Origin of the sequence: Paenibacillus sp. NPDC056933 (assembly GCF_042674385.1) — a bacterium.
Lineage (GTDB): Bacteria > Bacillota > Bacilli > Paenibacillales > Paenibacillaceae > Paenibacillus.
On record NZ_JBHUQN010000001.1, the window covers coordinates 806,555 to 826,994 of the forward strand.

Here is a 20,440-nt window from a genome sequence, read left to right on the forward strand (position 1 = left end):
GAGGATGATGGTCAGGGTGAGACAAGGAAGGTAGAAAGACAGAAAGACAGAAAGACAAGTATGTAAGAAGGTAAGAAGCAAGTATGCAAGTAGAAAAGGGCAAGGCAGTAACACAGCTATAGCAATACGCGCAAGACAGGAAGGGGCTTAAACCGTGATCACCATCAGCCTGTGTATGATTGTGAAGAACGAACAACGCACGCTTGCGCGCTGTCTGGGTTCGGTCGCCGGAATTGCGGATGAGATCGTTATTGTAGATACCGGTTCATCCGATCGTACGATGGAGATTGCCGCGCAGTATACCGACCATGTCTACACGTATGAGTGGAAGGATGATTTTGCGGCAGCGCGCAACTATTCATTCGACCATGCCACGCAGGAGTATATCTTGTGGCTGGATGCGGATGATGTGCTGCTTCCTGCTGATCGGGCGAAGCTGGAGATGCTGAAGCAGCAGCTGCCGTCCGGGGGGGAGACGGCGGCTGTGATCTTGAGCTATACGCTGGCCGAGGCGCCGGAGGGAAGTCCGCTCGTGACGGACCGTCGGTTGCGCCTCGTCAAGCGGAATGCGGGATGCCGCTGGCATGGCCGGCTGCACGAGCAGCTTGCTTTCCCGCCGGGCGGGGTCATTACGGCAGACATTGCCGTTACGCACCGCCGCGAAGCGGGCCATCATTCGGCGCGAAACGTGCGCATCCTGCGCAAATGGATCGCCGAAGAGGGCGCAGCCCAGGGACGCCTGCTGTTCTATTATGCAGGCGAATGTTATGACCGCCAGCGTTATGCGGCGGCGGTTCGGGCGTATGCGAAGCTGCTGCTGGAGCCGAGCGGCTATCGCGAGGATCGGCTCCTTGCCTGCGCGCGGCTGGCGGAATGTTATGAGCGGCTTGGCGAGCCGGGCCGCAAGCTTGGGGCGCTGCTACAGTCGTTCCAGTACGATCTGCCGCATGCTGACTTCTGCTGCTCGATAGCTGCCTGCTTCCAGGATCGGCAGGATTGGATGGCGGCCATCTACTGGTACATGCAGGCACTGGACGTGAGCAGCCGGGATACCGGGCTGCGTCCGGTGCCTGTGGCATGCCGCACATGGCTGCCGCATGCCCGACTCTCGATCTGTTATGCCCAGATGGGCTACTGGGAACAGGCGCTTCTACATAATGGGAAAGCCTGTGAGTTCCTGCCGAATGATCCCGGCCTGCTCGCCAATCGGCAGAAGATTGAAGAGGTGTTGAGTACGGGGAACAGCAGCCTGGAAGAAAAAGAGACAGACTAATATTGATCTGTTCTGGAGGTGAATCCAGAGACATTGAAGAAAGCGATGGATACGTTGGAGTTTCTGAGTCAGGATCGGGAGGCTCGTCGACTGTACGAGGAACGTCAGAAGTATTTGCACAATGAAGCCTCGATGATTGAATGGGCTACGGAAAAGGGCATAGAAAAAGGAATAGCAAAGGGAATGGAAAAAGGATTAGTGGAAGGTGAAAAAAGAAAGGCGATCGAGATTGCAAAGAACATGCTCTCATTTGGTATCGAAGTTTCAGTCATTGCCAAAACAAGTGGTCTAACCGATTCTGAAGTTGAGGCGCTAAGAGACTAGCAAATGAACTCCAAATCCAAACAATCGTCTTGCCCACAAAGGGCAGGCGGTTTTTTTAATTTGTCCTGGAAGCCCTCAATCGCACCTGATTTTACTTGCAATCTTTCCGACCACTTAGGTGATACCGCTGTTACACATTTGCCAAAGATCGTTTTACATGAAAACGCGGTTGCTCATTCGGGTCTGGGCCGTTAAACTAAAGGGAGCGGCGTTTGCTTGACGGACAAGTCATGAGAACGCCATTTTGTTGTCAAGGATGCGGGTTATGCCGCTTTCGGATGTCAGAATCGGATCGGACCAAGCTGGTGGAAGAACACCGGTGATAAGTAAGGAGTCTTTACATGAGTGTGCAAACACCTACATTAGAAGAAGCGCAGGGTCTCCTGCAAAAATATTATGGCTACCCCGACTTCCGTGAGGGACAGAAAAAGATTGTAGCCAGCCTGCTCGAACGTGAAGATACGCTCGGCATTATGCCAACCGGGGGCGGGAAGTCGATCTGTTATCAGATCCCCGCTCTGTTATATTCGGGTCTGACGCTTGTCGTCTCCCCGTTGATCTCATTAATGAAGGACCAGGTCGATGCGTTGACGACCGCGGGGATTGCTGCCGCTTATATTAATAGTACGTTAAGCGGCAAAGAAGTGAATGAGCGCATCCGCGCGGCGCAGCGCGGTGAGCTGAAGCTGCTCTATGTCGCGCCTGAGCGACTGGAGCTGGATTGGTTCCGCGAGGAGATGGGCTATTTGCCGATCTCGTGCGTTGCCGTGGATGAGGCCCACTGTGTGTCGCAGTGGGGGCATGATTTTCGGACAAGCTACCTGGCAGTAGCGCCGTTTGTGGACAGTTTGCCGGAGCGGCCAGTGGTGGCGGCCTTCACGGCTACAGCGACGCCCGAGGTCATGGGCGATATTCTGCGGCTGCTGCGTTTGCAGAACCCGCAGACGTATGTGACCGGACTTGGGCGGGATAATCTGGCGTTCAGCGTGCTGCGCGGCGAGAGCAAGAAGGACTTTGTCCTGAATTACGCGCGCGAGCATGCCAGCGAACCGGGGATTGTATACGCCGCGACCCGCAAGGACGTGGACGATCTGCATCAGCGTTTATTGCAGGCAGGCTTGCCAGCAGGACGCTACCATGCAGGGATGACGGACGATGAACGGGCCCAGAGCCAGGAAGCTTTTTTGTACGATGATATCCGGGTGATGGTGGCGACGAATGCGTTCGGGATGGGGATTGATAAATCTAACGTACGATACGTTATTCATAACAGCATGCCGAAGAACATGGAGGCATATGTGCAGGAAGCCGGGCGTGCGGGACGGGACGGTGAGCCGAGCCAGTGCATTTTGCTATTTGGGGCACAGGACATTATCACCCAGAAGTTCCTGATCGAGCAGAACCCAATGGAGGGAGACCGCAAGCAGAACGATTACCGGAAGCTGCAACAGATGGTGGATTATTGTTATACGACGCGCTGCCTACGCAGTGCACAGCTGGATTATTTCGGCGAGGTACACGAGGACAAGCCGTGCGGCATTTGCAGTTCCTGTACGGACGACCGCGAGCTGGTGGATATGACGATTGATGCGCAGAAAATATTCAGCTGCATTCACCGCATGCGTGAAAGGTATGGGGTATCACTGGTCGCTTCGGTACTCAAAGGCTCCCGTGCCAAAAAAGTGCTCGATTACGGCTTCAACTCCCTGCCAACCTATGGTGTGATGGGCAATCGTACGGAACGTGAGATTGCCGAGATCATCAACGTGATGGTATCGGAAGGCTATCTGATGCTGTCCGAGGGGCAGTATCCGGTCGTTCGTTTGCAGCCACTTGCGGTAGAAGTACTCAAAGGTCAGCGTGAAGTGATGCAGCGTGTGGTTCGCAAGACGGCAGCAACCGCTTCGGGTACGAACTATGGCGGACGTCGCGGACGCGATGCAATGCCATCTGCGGTGAACGAGACGGTATTCGAACAGCTGCGTCTGATCCGGCGTGATCTGGCGGCGAAAGAGCATGTGCCGTCGTACATTATTTTCAATGATGCGACCTTGCGTGAGATGAGTGTGGTATGTCCACGGACAGAACGTGACATGCTGGATATCAAAGGGGTCGGTGAAGTCAAGTACCGCAAGTACGGACTGCCATTCCTGGAGTTTTTCCAGAAGCAATCGGGCGAAGACGTCGATACGGATGATGATGCTTTTTACGAGTATGAGTAAGAAGTAAGTAGCGGGTTGTACCTTTGCATTGTGTGCGGAGTGCCCCTGAATGATGGACATGGACATGGACTTGGATCGATCGTCTCTCTGTGGTGGACAAAAGGGGCTACATTGTCTTTCAAAAGGTGGACATTGGCGGTGGGAATGGCGAGCGTTATTGGATACTGCATGTAGTTTGTCTGTGTGCAACTCATACTGTATGTAGTGATTTGGGTATGGTGGGGAATATATGTCTTTTTGAAAGGTGTGTCCACTCTTTGAAAGACAAAAGTTGGATATGTCCATGAGGAGTGGAATGTCTACCTTTAGAGGTAGGTAGTGGCATGTGGATAGTTATCGCTATAGTTATAGGTTCAGGTGCAGATGTAGATGTAGGTATGGCTCGGAGCAAGAGTTAGAGGTTTGCATGAGCAGCATCCGGGGCAGGATGGCTGTGGAGTTTTACTTTTACCCCAAAAATATGGTCTGGGTGTCCAGGCAAAGGTTGTGAACCATGAAGGTTATTCTTTCTACATTAAATGCAAAGTACATCCATACCTCCTTGGCCTTGCGGTGTTTGAAGGCGTACAGTGAGAAGGATTTTGATATTGAGCTGGCGGAGTATACGATCAAGGACCCGGTCATGAATATTGTGTCTGATCTGTATCAGCGCGGCGCGGACGTGATTGGTTTCTCGTGTTACATCTGGAACATAGAAGAGACGATCAAGGTCATTGATAATCTGAAAAAGGTTATGCCTAACGTGAAAATTCTGCTGGGTGGGCCGGAAGTGTCCTACGACACGGAATATTGGATGAACCGGATTCCCAATGTCGATTTCATCGTGATGGGTGAAGGGGAAGAGACGCTGCATCAGCTCTTAACAGAGCTGGAGGGAAGCAAGAAGTTCCATTTTGTCTATGGACTGGCGTACCGCAAGGGGGAAGAAGTCATTCTCATGCCAGGACGGCCGAAAGCGGATCTGAACGATTTGCCTTCACCGCACCGATTTGAAGAGGATATCCCGGATCTCGGGAAACGGGTTGTTTATTTTGAGACCAGTCGCGGCTGTCCGTTCAGTTGTCAGTTCTGTCTGTCCAGTATTGAGGTCGGCGTGCGGTATTACGATATTGAGCGGACGAAATCGGACATTCTGTACCTGATTGAGAAGGGTGCGAAGCTGATCAAGTTTGTGGATCGGACATTCAATATTAAGCGGGATTATGCGCTCGAAATGTTCAAATTCCTGATCGAGAATCATCAGGGGACGGTGTTCCAGTTTGAAATTACGGCTGATATTATGCGTCCCGAAGTACTGGACTATCTGGCAGAGAATGCACCGCCGGGTACATTCCGGTTCGAGATCGGGGTTCAGTCCACGAATGATCCGACAAATGAACTGGTGAAACGCCGCCAGAACTTTGCCAAGCTGAGCCGTACGGTGAACAAGGTCAAAGCCAGCGGCAAAATCGACCAGCATCTGGATCTCATCGCCGGACTGCCAGAGGAAGATTACAATACGTTTCGCAAGACGTTTAATGATGTGTTTGCTTTGGGTCCGGAAGAGCTTCAGCTCGGATTCCTCAAAATGCTGCGCGGTACGGGTCTGCGTCTGGACGCGGAGAAGTACAACTATACGTATATGGACCACGCGCCGTATGAGATTCTGGGCAGTGACGTGCTGCCGTTCAGCGATATTGTGCGTCTGAAGCGGCTGGAGGATGTACTGGAGAAATACTGGAATGCTCACCGGATGGACCATACGTTGAAGTATCTGATGGAGCAGGAGTTCAACTCGCCGTTTGATTTCTTCCAGGCGTTCGGGGATTACTGGGAGGGTCAGGGCTGGCAGAAGATCGGCCACCAGCTGGAGGATCTGTTCACTCGTCTGCACAGCTTCCTGGAGTCGCGCAATACGCCGCATATGGATATCGTGCTCGGTCTGATGAAGCTCGATTATTTCCTCGGCCACAAATACAAACCACGCAAAATCTGGTGGGAAGAACCGCTCCAGAAAGATCAGTGGGCGGGTTATATGAAAATGTTGGCTGAACGTCCGGAAGACGTTCGCCTGCCACGTGTAGCCGGTGCCACTGGCACGGCATGGCTCGAAAGCAGCGGCACGAGTGTGAGTGCCGCTGCGGGCAATTCGGCTGCTGCCGGGGAAGACTCTGCCGCAGATGCGGCGGGTGTGATTGGCAGCAGTGCCGGGGGTGCAGCGTCGCTCCCTGCGGGCGACGCAACAGGGTCCGCTGCGGATGGAGCGGCGGACGGGGTGGACGGCAACGCTTCGCGTGCGTTGCCGATGACCTCAGCCATGACCGCACAGACGGTCATGGGTGCCCGTGCTTTCGCCGACCTCGGTCTCGGCGAAAAGGAATTGCAGAAGCACACCGTACTGGATGTGCTTCCGTTCCGGCTTGAGCGTGTGCTTGCTGGCGCCAGCCCGCTTGCCGCGAAAGGCCGGACGCTGCTGGTTGTTGTGTACCAGCAGCATGAAGGGCAGCAGGCGCAGTATTACACGCTGCCGCTGGGGGAAGAAGCCGCTGCCATGTAGATGCAGCGGCCTTAGGATGAGCTGCATGGCCGATTGGCGGCATGCAGCGGGAGAAAGTGCCACGATTTATGGCCGTGGCACTTTTTTTTGCATGCATCACGGCAATGCGCTTGTGATGCTGCAATGATGAGCACCGCGCTAATGAACGCGGTGCGTCTCAAGAAGGTGCTGCACCCAGTGGGCGCAGCACCTCATCCTTACGCGGCTTGCCGCCATCGTACAAGCCGCGCTCCGATCTACCTTTTACAACATCATACATGTTCCGAAAGCATCGGAAGGTCATCTGACTCCCATACGGGATGAAGAATGATCTTCCTTTTTTGTTTTCCAAATCCCCATGAGAATCACATACCCAATTCAGTCAAAGGAGAGTTTCGTATGAATGATTAGGCCAAAACTGAAGAGACAATCACAGTAACTAAAGGTTCAGCTGACTCATTGCATGTCCATATTCCCTAAATGCTGTACATATTCAACGCATTCGTCAGTTAAAGGGTAGACGGTGGGAGCCAAATAAGAAACTGTGGATCATTCCTACACTATTGCAACCATCCAGGATTTTACGAACCATTTTGATGCAGTACATGTGCAGATTACTACCCGGCCAGATGGTTTGTATAGTTGTTGTATAGATTCAATCGTTAAAATAAGAGTTGCAGAAACTGTGGGGAATTGCCGAGAATATAACCCCATGTTAATTCGAAGAGATTGGATGAAAAATAGAGCTCTATTTTTACAATCCAACATGAGGTAACTTCATAAATTGATAATTAAATTAGGGAGGTCGTCGAAAAAAAAGAAAAACATTTGCTCATATGAAAAAGTGCCAAAAAGGATTTGTCTACATCAGAAAGTCTAAAAAAGAATTGGGGGAAAGGTACGTGTCAAAACAAAGCAACAAGTTTCTTAAGAAAAAGCATGGAGCATTATTTCTCGCAGCGGCTCTGACCGTGGGCGGTTTACCACCAGCAATGTTCCCGACGACAGCAAGTGCAGCTGATGCAGGCGAAGCTTTAATATCCACATCAGGTGGTACAACCAGCTACGATATTTTGGACGGAGAGCAATCGTCCGGGGCCGTTATTGATCCTGGAATTCTGATTCAAGACTCCTCTTATACAATAAATCTGGACGCTGCCACCGTGCTGCTTGAAAATTTTCAAGCAGGGGATCAATTGACATTTACCGCAGCGACAGGAATCACAGGAACATATAATCCTGCGAATGGTGTCTTAACGTTGAAGGGAACTGCTTCAGCGGAAGCCTATAATCAGACATTATCGACTGTTGCGTTCTCAACAACCTCCAGTAATACGTCAGCCAGAACCGTTAGGTTTACCTTGGGTGATGCCCTCCCAAATGATGCTAACGGCCATTTTTATAAATATATCAATAAGGGAAGCAATATTACCTGGGCCGAGGCGAAGAACGAGGCTGCAGCCGACGATTATTTCGGGCGCGAAGGATATCTGGTCACTATCACAGATGCTCAAGAGAATGAGTTTGTAAAAGAAAAGACGTTAGGTCTTGGATGGATTGGCGCACAAGATATCCAACGAAAAAACGGTGAACCCGTAAATACTGGTGACTGGCGTTGGGTAACCGGACCGGAGGGCCAGCAAGATAGCGGGAATGGCCAGAAGTTCTATGAGGGTTATCTGGGCGGCACAAAAATAGGGTATGCAAATTGGGCCGCCAACGAACCCAATAATTATTCTGGTTTGGAATATGTGGCCCATATTTTTGGACCCGGCAGCAGCGCTGGACAGTGGAACGATTACCCTTTGAGTAACAATGTTACAGGGTATGTTATTGAATACGGCGGCATGGCGGGCGATGAAAATTTGGATATCATCGCCGAGAAAACCGTTGCTATTGTCAATAGTACCGATCTTAAGCAAGCCGTTGAAGAGGGGGATCAACTGAACCAAGAAGATTATATGGCAGCGGAATGGCCAGCGTATAAAAAAGCTCTGGAAGACGCCAAAGCCGTGCTTGACAACAAAACCAAAACTCAAGAAGAAGTAGATAAAGCACTTCAGGAATTGAAAACAGCGAGAGAGCTGCTGCAACCCATGTTGATCACCGAGCCGAGCGGCGGGCTGGTCAACGTCTCCAAGCCTGAACTCAAAGGTGTGGCAGACCAAGATTCGAAAGTCACCGTTGAATTGAAGGATGAGAACGGCAAAGTGATTGAAACAAGGGAAGTAGAAGCAGATAGTAATGGAAATTGGAGCTTTACCCCGTCGGCAGAATTGCCGGATGGAAAATATACGGTCGATGTAACGGCATTGAAAAATGGAAAAGTGACCAAACAATCCAAGACAATCGTAGTCGAGTCTGCTCAAAAATCGCATCTTACCGGTCTCGAGCTGAATGCCAACGATGGAACTTCGATACCTCTGTCACCGGCTTTTGCTGAGAATACGTACAATTACACCGCTACTACTGCAACGTACAGCGTATATTTCACCCCAACACTGGACTCGCTTGCAGGTCTGGATCCGAACGCCAAGATTGAGTTTTCGCTCAACAATGGTGCCTGGACGGATGCAGCCAGCGGTAAAGCAAGCAATGAATTGCCTTTGAATGAAGGCAGCAACACGATTGTTGTTAAGGTTACCGTTAACGGAAGGGAAAAACTCTATACGCTGACCGTCTTCCGTACATTCAATAATGGAAATAATGGTAACAGCGGAGGCGGAGGTGGCGGAAGCACGACTCCAACAACAACGCCAGCAGCACCAAGTACTCCTGAAGCTCCAAAGGGCAATCTCGACGTAACTTTGAATGGCAAAGACGATCCGTTTGCAACAGGCACAACTTCAACTGCAGACGGCCGTACGACAACGTCAGTTAAGGTAGACCCGGACAAGCTGGGTAAAGCTGTATCGGAAGGTACAGGCCAGGATCTGTCGATTCACTCGCCAAATGAAGGCGATATGACGGTTGATGGCTTGACGGCAGACACTTTGAAGAAACTGGGCGATAAGGGCGCAAGCCTGAAAATCAGTAACCCACTGGCCATTTATCCGGTACCTGTCGGAAAAATGAACCTGAATGCTGTCGCCGGTCAATTGGGCAATGCAGCGCTGAACGATATCGGTGTTCGTATCGACATCAAGCGTTCTTCGGATGCCTTGATTGCATCTGCGAAGGACAAGGCAGCAGCGGGAGGTTATGAGCTGCTGGTTGATCCGGTTGATCTGGACCTGACGTTTAGCCATGGCGGTCAAACCGTAAAATCCGGTCAATTGAACGGCTATGCGGCGAAATACATCGCTCTCCCGGAAGGCATCGATCCGAACCGGATTACGACGGGTGTTGTAGTGAATCCGGACGGCAGCGTATATCACCTGCCAACCGTTGTAACGAAGATCAGCAATCGTTATTATGCACAAATCCATGATTTGCGCAGCAGCGGTACGTACTCGGTAATCTGGAATCCGCAGGATTTCACGGATGTGAAAACCCATTGGGGTCAAGCGGATGTGAATAACATTGCGGCACGACTGGATCTGAAGGGGAACGGGGATAACACGTTCTCGCCGGGACGCAGCGTAACCCGTTCCGAGTTCGCGGAGATCGTGGTCCTCGGCCTGGGTCTGATGCGTCAGGAAGCGTCGCAGAATAACTTCCCGGATGTACCGACTTCCGCCTGGTACGGAAATGCCCTCGCGATTGCGGATGAATTTGATATCGTTCGCGGTTATGACGATGGCAACTTCTACGGCAACCAGCCAATTACGAGAGAGCAGGGCTTCGCAATGGTAGCCCGCGCGTACCGCCTGATTAAATCCGAAGCTGCCGTTAGTCAGAATACTTCTGCTCTGTCCGAATATAAAGACGGTGCGAGCGTATTGAACTGGGCCAAGGCGGATGTGGCGCAATTGATCGAAACAGGCATCATTCAGGGCGAAGGTACTCATCTCAGCCCGAAAGCTCCGATGACGCGTGCTGAAGTGACGGCACTGATTGCAAGGATGCTGAAAATTACCAATTTAATTGACAAGTAAGCAAGATTATTCAATCAACCACTGACAGCCTAAAGCCGTCAGTGGTTGTTTTTTTATACATTTGCCAGAGGACAGGACATATACGAATAGAAACCGCCAAACGGACGGTTTTTTGTTTTAACAATGCAAGTTCTTGTAGCTAAGTGCTCCGTGATTCGGCGATACGTCCATTTCTTTTCGACGTGTAACACAAGCTGCATGGCCGAATGGCATCATGCAGCAGGAGGAAGCGCCACGACGATGAGGTCGCGGCGCTTTTTTTTGCGTGCATCACGGCGCAGCTACCGTGATGCACCACGTGTTGCCACCACGGAATTGTGCTCGTGATGGCAGCATTAGCACCACGCTAATGCATGCGGTGCAACCTCGTGAGGTACTGCCCTATTGGGGGCAGCACCTCACCCTCATGCGGCTTGCCATTGCACAAGCTGCGCTACGTTGTACCTTTCACAAGTTAAAGCAATCATATAAATCTGAGAAAACATCGTGATATAATCAAAGCAAAATGGATCAAGGCAGAAGAGTTAGAGAATATGTATGATTTTACAAAGAAGCGGATACAAAAGATTATGGACAACTACACCGAAAATACAGTATTAGATGAGAAGGCATGGAAAGTGTATTGGCAGGAAGTAAAGGCAAGTGGCATTTCATCGATGATATCGAACCGAACGAAGATTTTGAAAGGGGGGACTCGTGTATGATTATTTTCAAACCAACTCAACCAACATTAAAAGATCTGAATGTCAAACCGGAAACTATCAAAGAGACAGATGCTTTCTTTAGTTGGCATGTAAACTTTTTCACGTTATATGGCAGAAAACACTATGTGTTTATGAATGATATATCCATATTAAGTTTAACGGTTAGTGGGATTAGAACAAATCAGGCCAGTAAACTGGCATCCATCTTTAAACAAAATTTGGAGGCTTACTTGGCTGTTGAGGAAATTCCTGATCACCTGGCGAACTATTATTTGGAAAAATGTAACGAGGACACAATCACCAAAACGGATAGTCGTTCTGTTATAAGTACCATGAATGACCTCATGCTTGTGATGAAGGCACTTGAAGTTGAAGACAATGATTTTAGAGATAAAGACATACGGCATAAGTGGAATAATAGATCCATTTACAAACCCATCGACTACAAAGAACCAATCGAAGTATTTGTTAAAGAGCTTCAAACGAGGTTTGAAATGGAGAATTAGAGTCCTTTTTAGCTTAACCATTTTTGGGAGAGGAACGGTCGTCTGCGTTGCCTGATGATTTAAGCCATTACCGTTACCGTATAGACAGTCATGTTCAAAGAAATAAAAGATATTGATAAACAAGCAATTCAAGAACTGTTTCACTCGGTGGACTGGAAATCAGGAGATTTCCCAGAAGATCTTAGACAAGCAATAAAAAACTCGCATACGGTTATTACTGCATGGGATGATACCAAATTAGTTGGCTTAATAAATGCACTGTCTGACGGTGTGATGACAGTATATTTTCATTACATGTTAGTACATAAAGAATATCAATCATTAGGAATTGGAAAGAGAATGATGGAAAAAATGCTTAGTCGATATTCTAATATCAAAACAAAAGTGCTTATATCCTATGATAGTGCAGAAAAATTCTATGGAATATTTGGATTTAAGCCAGAAGAAGGAACTAAAGCCATGTTTATTTCAGATATGGTATAGGAATTTTGTGAGTTTATCAAAGAAGTTGGGAGCATCAGATAACATCATGTTCATTCGTCGGGGCATCGGCCCCTTGGTCCGAAAGTAGTTAGAGGTGAAATCGAAGAGGAATTTCGGTAGGAAGGAAGCATAGTCATCGGACACATCCGCACCACCTAACCGGGTCGCGACCAGTCGCATACGCTCCTTTAAGGTGGTGGGAGGTTATGAACACAACAACGTTAGGTGAAATTACTGCATATAAAAAAAATAGGAGAATTTTAATGAACGATAAACTGAATAGTTTGTTTCTGGAATTAGAGATCATTAAAGAGACATATGTCGATCTAAGTACTTGGAGTCTAGATAAAAAATCAAAAATGCCATGGACAGAATACAAGAAGGAATATGAAAATATTGGAGAAGTAGAGCACAGGAGAATCGATAATAAAGAATGTTCAACTACATGATAAGTATAGGGATTACATTGAAGCTAAGAAACAATCGTGAGGAGTTCGAGGGGCATTAATATCATCTAACATCACATTCAACATATCGGGCGGGGACAAGCCCGACCCTTGGTCCGGAAGAGGCATTTCGAGGATGTGATTTCACCGGACACATTCAACCGGCTAGCTAAGTGGCAGAACCACTGGCAGCTACGCTTCCTTAAGCCGCTTGAACAGAAACCTCTGTGAGAACTGCTTTAAAGGACCAGGATCAGAAACAAAAATATCAGATACTTACGTCACATGATGCAAGTATCTGTTCAAACAGAGGAGCTGGTAGTCATGAGCAAAAAATCGGAGGAATTTTTTAGAGTAATGTTGGAGTTCTTGCCTTCAAAGAGTAATGATTATATAAAATCCATTGAGGTTTACGGTGAGGTATTAGAAACAGTCATAATTGAGGATATCTTCATGCCCGACATAATTAAGCTATTAAGTGAGAATAGAAATATCAATCTGTTAGAAAGAATTTTTGATTATTTTGAAGAAGTATCTAATTGCAAAGATGATCACTTAATTAACATTTTTTCAATTACTGTATTGGAAATATTAGGGAACGACAGAGAAATCCTTCGATTAGCGCAACAATATATGGGACCTAAAACCATACAACTTCAAATTGAGGCTGATAGAGGATTAGGTAGAAGAATCTAATAAGCTTGTTTAAGGGCTCTAAATAAAATCTTCAATTAAGGACTTTGATAAAAGGACTTTCATATAAGAGCGATGTGTCTGTAAATCGAAGAAGACGGAGGACTCTGCTAACACGATGTTCATGCATCGGGGGACAAGCCCCCTTGGTCTGGCAGAGGAATTTCGGGGAAGTGGGAGCAGCCAGACACATCCGCCCCGACTAAGCGCATCGCGCCCGGTCACTTCGTAACCTTAAGTCGATGGGACGTCGTGAACACAAAAAATTTTATATGAAAGATCGGCAAATAAATAATAAATTCGAAGAAAGATGGTAATTCTATGGGATTCTGTATTGAATTCAAATTACTTAAAATGAATGATACCAATGCAATATATGTGTATGGGGATTGTTCGGAAAATTTTGAGGGGATATTTGAACTAGATTTAGAAAAATTAATATCTGGTGAGACTCCAGGTGATACGAATATGAGGCAAGTTGTGAAAGTAATTAAATCATGCATAAGTGATGGAGATTATCAGCATAAAGCAAACAGGGCATTTAGTAAGATTTATAAACACTATAAAGAAACAAGAACATATTTATTAGAAGGGGGCTATTATTCATAGATTTAATCGTCTAACAAAACGTATAAGAACATTAATTGTGGAAGTAACACAAGATGGCCGATCCATCATATAACATCATATCTACGCTGCGGGGCATTCGCCCCTTGGTCTGCAGAGGAATCTCGAGGTTGCAGATTCAGCAGACAACCCTGCACTCTTACCGCGTCGCACCCAATCACCTTGCTCCTTTAAAGTGGTGAGGATTCGTATTTACCCAAACATTATACGAAACACTTCGAAAGCAGGAAAAACATGAAAACAAATAAGGCGATGAGAAATTTATTGAATGAGCTTGCTAAATCAAAGGAATCGATCAGTTCGAATTTATTTAACCCTACTTTTCATGAATGGGACAATTGCATTTTAGTTGATGCTTCAAGTTTAAGAGAGACAGATTCTATTGAAGAAACCATTTATCAAGATCGAACAGATTTAGAAGCCTCAATTAATCATTACCATATAGAGGATTTAAGGACTGGAATAAAACTCATTTCGAATTGGAAAGAGAATATAAAGTTGAACTACCCTGAAAAAGACTTTATTTTAATTTTAAGTTCTACAATCGAAGGAGAAGATGTGGTAATTAGATTCTATCAATTTAGAGATCATGAACCTGAATGGATTAAACTAAACGATCTTGAAGGCTATAAAGAAGAAGCTATTTTAGTCATTGAGATTTTGAATGCAGTTCAATGAAGCGAAGTGCTTCGTATAACATAATATTCATTCTTTGGCTCCGATGGAGCCTTGGTCTGCTAGATGGATTTCGAGGAGGCATTTCGGCAGACAACCCCTTTGGGGTTCATGAATACAGAAATGTTATATGAAAGGGATGCAAGATAAAGATTATAAAAACAAATTGAGAACGCTTGTACGTAGATGTAAATAAAGGTAAAATATATCTACAATTGAATCTTGGGTGGGCATGGTTTCCCTTCGAAAGGAGGTGAAGCCATGGATAAGATTTACAATTTAATCCGGTTCGAGGAAACAAAACAACTGGTGGCGTATGCAGGATCTGTAAGTATCAAAAACCCGACATAAATTGCGGGTTTTTGATACTTTATTGTTGGGAGATGAAAGGCGCTACCCAGTAAATTCCTGGACCCATGTGTTGTTATAATAAGCAATACCGATATGAGTATAACTACTATTCAGTATATTTGCTTTGTGGCCAGGGCTATTCATCCACTCCTTCATAACCTGGGTAGGGGTGGTTTGCCCTTTTGCGATGTTTTCTCCAGCGGTATTATATGTGATCCCGAATTCCTTCATCATATCGAAGGGGGATCCATGTGTTGGCGAATTATGATCAAAGTAACTGTGGTTGTACATGTCCTGTGCCTTGACCATAGCCACATTTGACAATTCTTCATTCCTACTCAAGGAACTTAATCCTGTTTTGGCCCTTTCTTGATTGACTAGATCCAGAACCTGCTGCTCAAAATCGGTTTTATCCGTAGTATTTTTTTTACCTTCCTGTACTTGTCCCGTTGGCTCCTTATTTTCAGGATTTCCTGCAGGTGCCTGGTTTACTGGATTTCCATCCGGTGTTCGAATCAGATCCAACAAATCCAATGGAATTCCATTTTGGGCTTCTTTTGTTGTAATAGATCTCTCTTGCCAAGATGTAGCTGTTGATGATGCCTGTGTGAGGACAGAGTTTGGTGCAGCAGCATGATCATGAATTGAAATTTGTTTTTGCTCAGGAGTCACTTGTTTTTGCATCATATTGTTATGGGACGAACAGCCTGCCACCAATAATAATATTGTTAAAACGAAAAACTTTGCCATTTGCCAACCTCCTAGATCCGTTAGTTAATGAAGTTCCCGGATTTATGTTTTCCTATATGCCATTTACTTATTCCTAATATGGTTCTCTCCTTATCCAGTACTTTTTTATGAACGATACCATTTAGATAGCCTTGTCTTTTTTTGTGTCTCGAGGAAAGCAAAGCGTGTTGCGAATAGTTATGGATAAAGAAGGCCATATCGGGTCATAAATGCATCACGGGATGAATGTTATCTATTTCAATGGGATTCCTGATGATTGGAGTATTTCGATGGATAATTGGGAGAATCTATTCAAACTAATTTCACTCATTCATTATTGCCGCGAGATACAGTGTCCTTTTCGAAGTCCTGCTTAACTAAACGCCCCCGTTGGTGGTATAGACAATTTTATAGAATATAAACCATATGCTGCATCATATAAAACAAACTGAAAGCTAGTATTTGATAATTCGATGAAGTCAGCAACTACGTTTAACACAGTATTCAAGCTGCGGGGCTATCGCCCCTTGATTGACAGATGTATAATCATGGAAGAAATCTCAGTCAACAAACGCCCCAGCCTAAGATAAGAGCTATCAAAGGCCGGGGCGTTTCGTGAATACAAGAAAGTTATGAGAAATCATCGTAAATAAATTACAAGATAGGAACTGTATAATGCTACTCATTATATACAGTTATGGCTAAGTGCTTGAGATATTCGTTTTAACTAATCCTATGAGGTGGTTATTTATGCAAATAAGAAAAGCAACGATTAATGATGCAGAAGGCATTGCAAAAGTTCATGTGGATAGTTGGAGAACAACTTACAAAGGTATCATTCCAGATGAATTCTTATATAATCTGTCATATAAAAAAAGAACTGAATTATGGATCAAAAATATTGAAAGAGAAGATAATTTTGTAGTTATAGCAGAAAACCCAGAAGGAGAAATTATTGGATTTGCAGATTCTTGGAAGAGAGAAACAAATATAGTAGCCAATTCCAGTGATTTAACATCTATATACATACTTAAGGAATATCACGGAAGAGGTTTAGGGAAAGAATTACTTAAACAACTGTTTCTACAATTTAAATTTTTAGGCTATCAAAAGATATTTGTTGAAGTTCTAGAAGATAATAAGACACGATATTTCTATGAACATTATGGAGCTAAATTATGTAAATCAATTCAAATAATAATAGGGGGAAAAGTTCTAAATGAATTAATTTATGAATGGGATAACATTGATGAGGTTTTAGCGAAATTATAAGTTTATTAAACTTTAATTGAAATAAAACCACATTTAATAATATTCTTGTATTTCATTGGAGTCGATGACATCTCATAACATTATATTCACGCTGCGGGCCAGGTAAGGCCCTGGGTCGACCGGAACAAGAGAAGCAGATTCATAACGAGGCGAAATTCAGTGGAAAGGAAGCGGACTCAGGCGACAACCACTGAGAGGCTAAGTCCTGACGGACCCAGTCGCTACGCTCCTTTGAGCCTCTCGGATTCGTGAATACAGCAACGTTATCTGAAATCAGGACAAATATGTAATATCAAAATCTAGGAGTGTGATTCGACTTGGAGAACTCAAATTTAAAAGATCTTATTGAAAAATACCTGAGCGCATATAACACGTTTAACATTGATGGAATGATAGGAGTTTTGAATGAGAATATTCATTTTCGAAACATTTCTAAAGGTGAAGTGAATTCGGAAACAAAGGGGATTCAGGAATTTCGCACATTAGCAGAGCAGTCAACTCAGGTATTTTCTCAAAGGCGTCAAGTAATAAAGAACATTATTTTCGCAGGAGATAAAGCAGAGGTTGACATTGATTATGAGGGAATATTGTCCAGTGATCTCCCTAATGGAATGAAGGCAGGAGAAACATTAAAACTTCAAGGGAAATCAATATTTCAAATGAAAGATAAGAAGTTAATACTGATTGAAGATCATAGTTGAAACATTATTGAAAGTTAATCATAGATTACCCTGAAATCAGATAACAATATATTCACGCTGCGGGCATACGCCCTCGGTCCGGCAGAAGCATTTCAGGGAAGCAGAGGCTACCGGACACACACTTGGCATACGCCAAGCGTCGTGAATGCGGGAACGTTAGACGAAAGAAGTTCTTAGTTTAGGAGGAGTCTATAATGATATTAGAAAAAGTTATAAATAGAATTGTAATACAAAGTGAATATAAGGATTTTGTTGATAAGTATATAGATCATATACTTGCCGAATTTAAAGGTAAGATTCATAGCATTTATATGTGTGGCTCGATTCCAAAAGGAACTGCTAAACCTTTTAAGTCAGATGCAGACTTTACTATTGTATGTGTCAATCCCAAAGATATTGATTACGAAAGATTGTCAAATATTAAAGACAGGCTTTTGGAAGAATATCCAGTAGTAACTAAGATTGATACGATAATTTGCTCGATTGACGATGTATTAAGTAAACCAAATGAGTGGGGTTTTTGGGTTAAGATCATTTGTGTTTGCATATCTGGTCCTGACGTTGGTGAAAAAGTACCACCGATAATTATTTCTCCAGAGTTCATTTTAGACTTAAATACAGAGACTAAGGAGGAAGTAGATCGTATACATCGTTTACTTTCTAATGCTAGTGATAACACAATGAAAACTAGATATATTAAAGGTTACTCTAAGAGATTAATTCGTGCATTATACTCTTTGGTTTTAGAAGATACAGGGGTATGGCAAGATGACATTATTAAGATGAAGAATGCCATATTAAACTATTGTGAGATTGACTCCGCTTTAGTTGATTATCTGTATGCTTGTTACTTGGATAGTAATGTACTTGTTGAAGAGTTTCTGGGAATTGCAGATGAAGTATATAGCTATTTTGAGAACGCCTTAAATGCAATGGCTGCTTCCAGAACTTCCTTCGACTAACAAAATATTGACGATCCGGGTCACTCTGAGAAGCGAAATGACCACACTCAGCCCCCTATGCCCGTCGGGACGTCACTGCATTAGGTGTTCGGCAAGCCTCACAACTATAAGCAGCGACTCTACGGGGCCAGGACGTCGTCAATACAAAACGGTTATCTGACATAAACCTATTACATTTTAGGAGCAAATAATGAATATCACTTTCTCGAAATGGGTGCAATATTATCGAAGAAATAATCAAAACCTCAAATATATTCATTGGGATGACAACTATAAATTAACAACTAATGAAAGAGAAATAATCATTAAGTCAATTCAACAGTTTCAATTAGGAGAAAAATCTGAAGGTAAACATCTAATTAAACGTGCGCAAGAATATGTACATCAGACACAAGATCAAGATTACTATGAAGCACTTATAGAATTCATTAAAGAAGAACAGAGGCACGCTAGAGATCTAGGCAGATTTATGAAGGTACAGGGAATCCCACTCCTTCGTAGACATTGGGTGGACAATGTATTTAGAAGATTACGTCGATATGCGAGTCTAGAACAATCAGTCATTGTTCTATTAACTGCTGAGATCATTGCTAAGTTGTACTATAAAGCTTTGCAAAAATCTACAAAGTCAGAAGTATTAATAGATTTATGTAATCAGATTTTAAGTGATGAGGAGAAACATGTTCAGTTTCAATCCGAAACACTTCATAAATTTGCTCAAAATAGAAGAGTTCTCTTTAACAGAATAGTTTATATCCTTCGTAGAATCCTTTTTGAAGGAACGCTAATTATAGTGTGGTATCAACATAAGCCTGTATTTAAAGCTGGGGGATATAAACTCAAAAGTTATTACTATGAATGCCGTCATGAGTTTAACTTAACGAAGAAGATTATAACTAATTCACAGTAGAGGTTTACGTCAGATAACATTATATCCAAGATTTCAAAAAGAGAGGTAAATGTAAAAATGAAAAGAGAACTTTTGGATAAGGCCATACAACTTCGCGAAGAAGGAAGAGCTAAGCAGGATCAAGCGATACTTGCTGAAGCTCGTACAATGCTTTTAGATTTGGTTTTCACTTACCCCGACGATGCTGAGATCAATTTTCAGACGGCTGTTGCTCATGACAATTCAGGACTAGGAAAAGAAGCCATTCCATTTTATGTTCGAGCTATTGAACAAGGACTATCCGGGCCGGATCTTGAAAGAGCTTTGCTTGGTCTAGGAAGCACATATCGATATTTAGGATTTTATCAGGAAGCAGAGGAAACATTACGTCGAGGTGTAAAAGAGTTCCCTGATCATAGAGGTCTTCAAGTGTTTCTGGCGATCTCTCTTTATAATACGGGAAAATACAAAGAGTCGACTGAACTTCTTTTAGCTAATTTGCTAGAAACAACCTCAGATGAAAAACTTCAGTATTTTAGCAGACCGATTCAATACTATGCACAACATCTTGATGAAACCTGGGGATGATTTTGCTAATTCGGTAGATTTATAAGTTTACAGAAGCAATCGCTAACTAATGTGAAGGCAATTTTGGAAGCTGCAGATTATACCATGGAGCATGTAGTTGAAAACGACGGTACTTCTAAAAGACATGAACGATTTCCAAACGGTTAATGAAGTATATGCCACTTTCTTTGCGGAGCCTTATCCGGCACGTAGCGCCGTTGAGGTTGCGAAGCAGCCGAAGGACGGACTTGTGGAGATTGAAGTGATTGCGGTAAAATAACTAGGATTCGATGAGCCTCCGGGAAACCGGGGGCTTTTTTATCGTACAGATTGTCAAACAATTTAAAAGCTTATGAGAAGTGGAAAAAATCGCGTGTTGATAGTATAACGGTACTTGTATGGCGGCTTGTTTAATTGACGCCAAAATATTACAATATTATGATATGATCATTGCTAAACATAAA

16 protein-coding genes and 2 pseudogenes are annotated in these 20,440 nt (G+C 44.6%); 17 read left to right on the plus strand and 1 reads right to left on the minus strand.

The window, feature by feature from the left end:
• Positions 1–154 precede the first annotated feature (154 nt).
• The 11 genes and pseudogenes from ACFTRD_RS03535 (at position 155) to ACFTRD_RS03585 (ending at position 14,508) form a co-directional block, all read left to right on the plus strand.
• Positions 155–1,273, plus strand: a complete 1,119-nt coding sequence (locus tag ACFTRD_RS03535) for a glycosyltransferase (protein WP_379377757.1) — start codon at positions 155–157, stop codon at positions 1,271–1,273.
• A 9-nt stretch (positions 1,274–1,282) separates the two neighbouring features.
• Positions 1,283–1,597, plus strand: a pseudogene (locus tag ACFTRD_RS03540) (Rpn family recombination-promoting nuclease/putative transposase); the annotation flags it as partial.
• 341 nt (positions 1,598–1,938) lie between these two features.
• Entirely contained in the window at positions 1,939–3,819 is a 1,881-nt protein-coding gene (gene recQ / locus ACFTRD_RS03545; RefSeq protein WP_379377759.1) for a DNA helicase RecQ, read from the plus strand.
• Positions 3,820–4,312: 493 nt separating this feature from the next.
• Entirely contained in the window at positions 4,313–6,355 is a 2,043-nt protein-coding gene (locus ACFTRD_RS03550) for a B12-binding domain-containing radical SAM protein (RefSeq protein ID WP_379377760.1), read from the plus strand.
• An 881-nt stretch (positions 6,356–7,236) separates the two neighbouring features.
• Positions 7,237–10,371 carry an S-layer homology domain-containing protein gene (locus ACFTRD_RS03555; RefSeq protein WP_379377761.1) on the plus strand — a complete coding sequence of 1,045 codons (3,135 nt, stop codon included), beginning with the start codon at positions 7,237–7,239 and terminating at the stop codon, positions 10,369–10,371.
• Positions 10,372–10,981: 610 nt separating this feature from the next.
• Positions 10,982–11,581 carry a DUF6933 domain-containing protein gene (locus tag ACFTRD_RS03560; protein ID WP_379377762.1) on the plus strand — a complete coding sequence of 200 codons (600 nt, stop codon included), beginning with the start codon at positions 10,982–10,984 and terminating at the stop codon, positions 11,579–11,581.
• 90 nt (positions 11,582–11,671) lie between these two features.
• Entirely contained in the window at positions 11,672–12,064 is a 393-nt protein-coding gene (locus ACFTRD_RS03565) for a GNAT family N-acetyltransferase (RefSeq protein ID WP_379377763.1), read from the plus strand.
• A 206-nt stretch (positions 12,065–12,270) separates the two neighbouring features.
• Entirely contained in the window at positions 12,271–12,513 is a 243-nt protein-coding gene (locus tag ACFTRD_RS03570; protein WP_379377764.1) for a hypothetical protein, read from the plus strand.
• Positions 12,514–12,834: 321 nt separating this feature from the next.
• The gene (locus tag ACFTRD_RS03575) at positions 12,835–13,206 is read left to right on the plus strand and encodes a DUF7674 family protein (protein ID WP_379377765.1); all 372 of its coding nucleotides are present in this window, start codon (positions 12,835–12,837) and stop codon (positions 13,204–13,206) included.
• Between the two features lie 318 nt (positions 13,207–13,524).
• Positions 13,525–13,812 carry a hypothetical protein gene (locus ACFTRD_RS03580; protein ID WP_379377766.1) on the plus strand — a complete coding sequence of 96 codons (288 nt, stop codon included), beginning with the start codon at positions 13,525–13,527 and terminating at the stop codon, positions 13,810–13,812.
• 252 nt (positions 13,813–14,064) lie between these two features.
• Positions 14,065–14,508, plus strand: a complete 444-nt coding sequence (locus tag ACFTRD_RS03585; protein ID WP_094938018.1) for a hypothetical protein — start codon at positions 14,065–14,067, stop codon at positions 14,506–14,508.
• A gap of 390 nt (positions 14,509–14,898) precedes the next feature.
• On the opposite strand, the gene ACFTRD_RS03590 is transcribed toward ACFTRD_RS03585, so the two are convergent.
• The gene (locus ACFTRD_RS03590) at positions 14,899–15,606 is read right to left on the minus strand and encodes a CAP domain-containing protein (RefSeq protein WP_379377767.1); all 708 of its coding nucleotides are present in this window, start codon (positions 15,604–15,606) and stop codon (positions 14,899–14,901) included.
• A 729-nt stretch (positions 15,607–16,335) separates the two neighbouring features.
• On the opposite strand from ACFTRD_RS03590, the gene ACFTRD_RS03595 reads away from it, so the two are divergent.
• From ACFTRD_RS03595 to ACFTRD_RS03620, 6 genes and pseudogenes are all read left to right on the plus strand, one after another.
• Positions 16,336–16,857, plus strand: coding sequence for a GNAT family N-acetyltransferase (locus ACFTRD_RS03595; RefSeq protein WP_024634496.1), 522 nt, complete (start codon positions 16,336–16,338; stop codon positions 16,855–16,857).
• Positions 16,858–17,174: 317 nt separating this feature from the next.
• Positions 17,175–17,558, plus strand: coding sequence for a nuclear transport factor 2 family protein (locus tag ACFTRD_RS03600; protein WP_379377768.1), 384 nt, complete (start codon positions 17,175–17,177; stop codon positions 17,556–17,558).
• A 194-nt stretch (positions 17,559–17,752) separates the two neighbouring features.
• A complete protein-coding gene (locus tag ACFTRD_RS03605; protein ID WP_379377769.1) occupies positions 17,753–18,520 on the plus strand; it encodes a nucleotidyltransferase domain-containing protein in 768 nt (255 codons plus the stop codon).
• A gap of 190 nt (positions 18,521–18,710) precedes the next feature.
• Positions 18,711–19,430 (plus strand): ferritin-like domain-containing protein, encoded by a 720-nt coding sequence (locus ACFTRD_RS03610; RefSeq protein WP_379377770.1) that lies wholly within the window; start codon positions 18,711–18,713, stop codon positions 19,428–19,430.
• A 57-nt stretch (positions 19,431–19,487) separates the two neighbouring features.
• Positions 19,488–19,997: a tetratricopeptide repeat protein gene (locus ACFTRD_RS03615; protein ID WP_379377771.1), complete on the plus strand. Its 510-nt coding sequence runs from the start codon at positions 19,488–19,490 to the stop codon at positions 19,995–19,997.
• Positions 19,998–20,030: 33 nt separating this feature from the next.
• A pseudogene (locus ACFTRD_RS03620) lies at positions 20,031–20,256 on the plus strand (Rid family hydrolase); the annotation flags it as partial.
• Between the last annotated feature and the right edge of the window lie 184 nt (positions 20,257–20,440).

Bases quoted from the DNA above. Each gene is read 5' to 3' on its own strand.
- ACFTRD_RS03590 (WP_379377767.1), bottom strand. From the start codon at position 15,606: ATGGCAAAGTTTTTCGTTTTAACAATATTATTATTGGTGGCAGGCTGT.
- ACFTRD_RS03610 (WP_379377770.1), top strand. From the start codon at position 18,711: ATGAATATCACTTTCTCGAAATGGGTGCAATATTATCGAAGAAATAAT.
- ACFTRD_RS03615 (WP_379377771.1), top strand. From the start codon at position 19,488: ATGAAAAGAGAACTTTTGGATAAGGCCATACAACTTCGCGAAGAAGGA.
- ACFTRD_RS03580 (WP_379377766.1), top strand. From the start codon at position 13,525: ATGGGATTCTGTATTGAATTCAAATTACTTAAAATGAATGATACCAAT.
- ACFTRD_RS03565 (WP_379377763.1), top strand. From the start codon at position 11,672: ATGTTCAAAGAAATAAAAGATATTGATAAACAAGCAATTCAAGAACTG.
- recQ (WP_379377759.1), top strand. From the start codon at position 1,939: ATGAGTGTGCAAACACCTACATTAGAAGAAGCGCAGGGTCTCCTGCAA.
- ACFTRD_RS03595 (WP_024634496.1), top strand. From the start codon at position 16,336: ATGCAAATAAGAAAAGCAACGATTAATGATGCAGAAGGCATTGCAAAA.
- ACFTRD_RS03550 (WP_379377760.1), top strand. From the start codon at position 4,313: ATGAAGGTTATTCTTTCTACATTAAATGCAAAGTACATCCATACCTCC.
- ACFTRD_RS03560 (WP_379377762.1), top strand. From the start codon at position 10,982: ATGGAAAGTGTATTGGCAGGAAGTAAAGGCAAGTGGCATTTCATCGAT.
- ACFTRD_RS03585 (WP_094938018.1), top strand. From the start codon at position 14,065: ATGAAAACAAATAAGGCGATGAGAAATTTATTGAATGAGCTTGCTAAA.
- ACFTRD_RS03605 (WP_379377769.1), top strand. From the start codon at position 17,753: ATGATATTAGAAAAAGTTATAAATAGAATTGTAATACAAAGTGAATAT.
- ACFTRD_RS03570 (WP_379377764.1), top strand. From the start codon at position 12,271: ATGAACACAACAACGTTAGGTGAAATTACTGCATATAAAAAAAATAGG.
- ACFTRD_RS03575 (WP_379377765.1), top strand. From the start codon at position 12,835: ATGAGCAAAAAATCGGAGGAATTTTTTAGAGTAATGTTGGAGTTCTTG.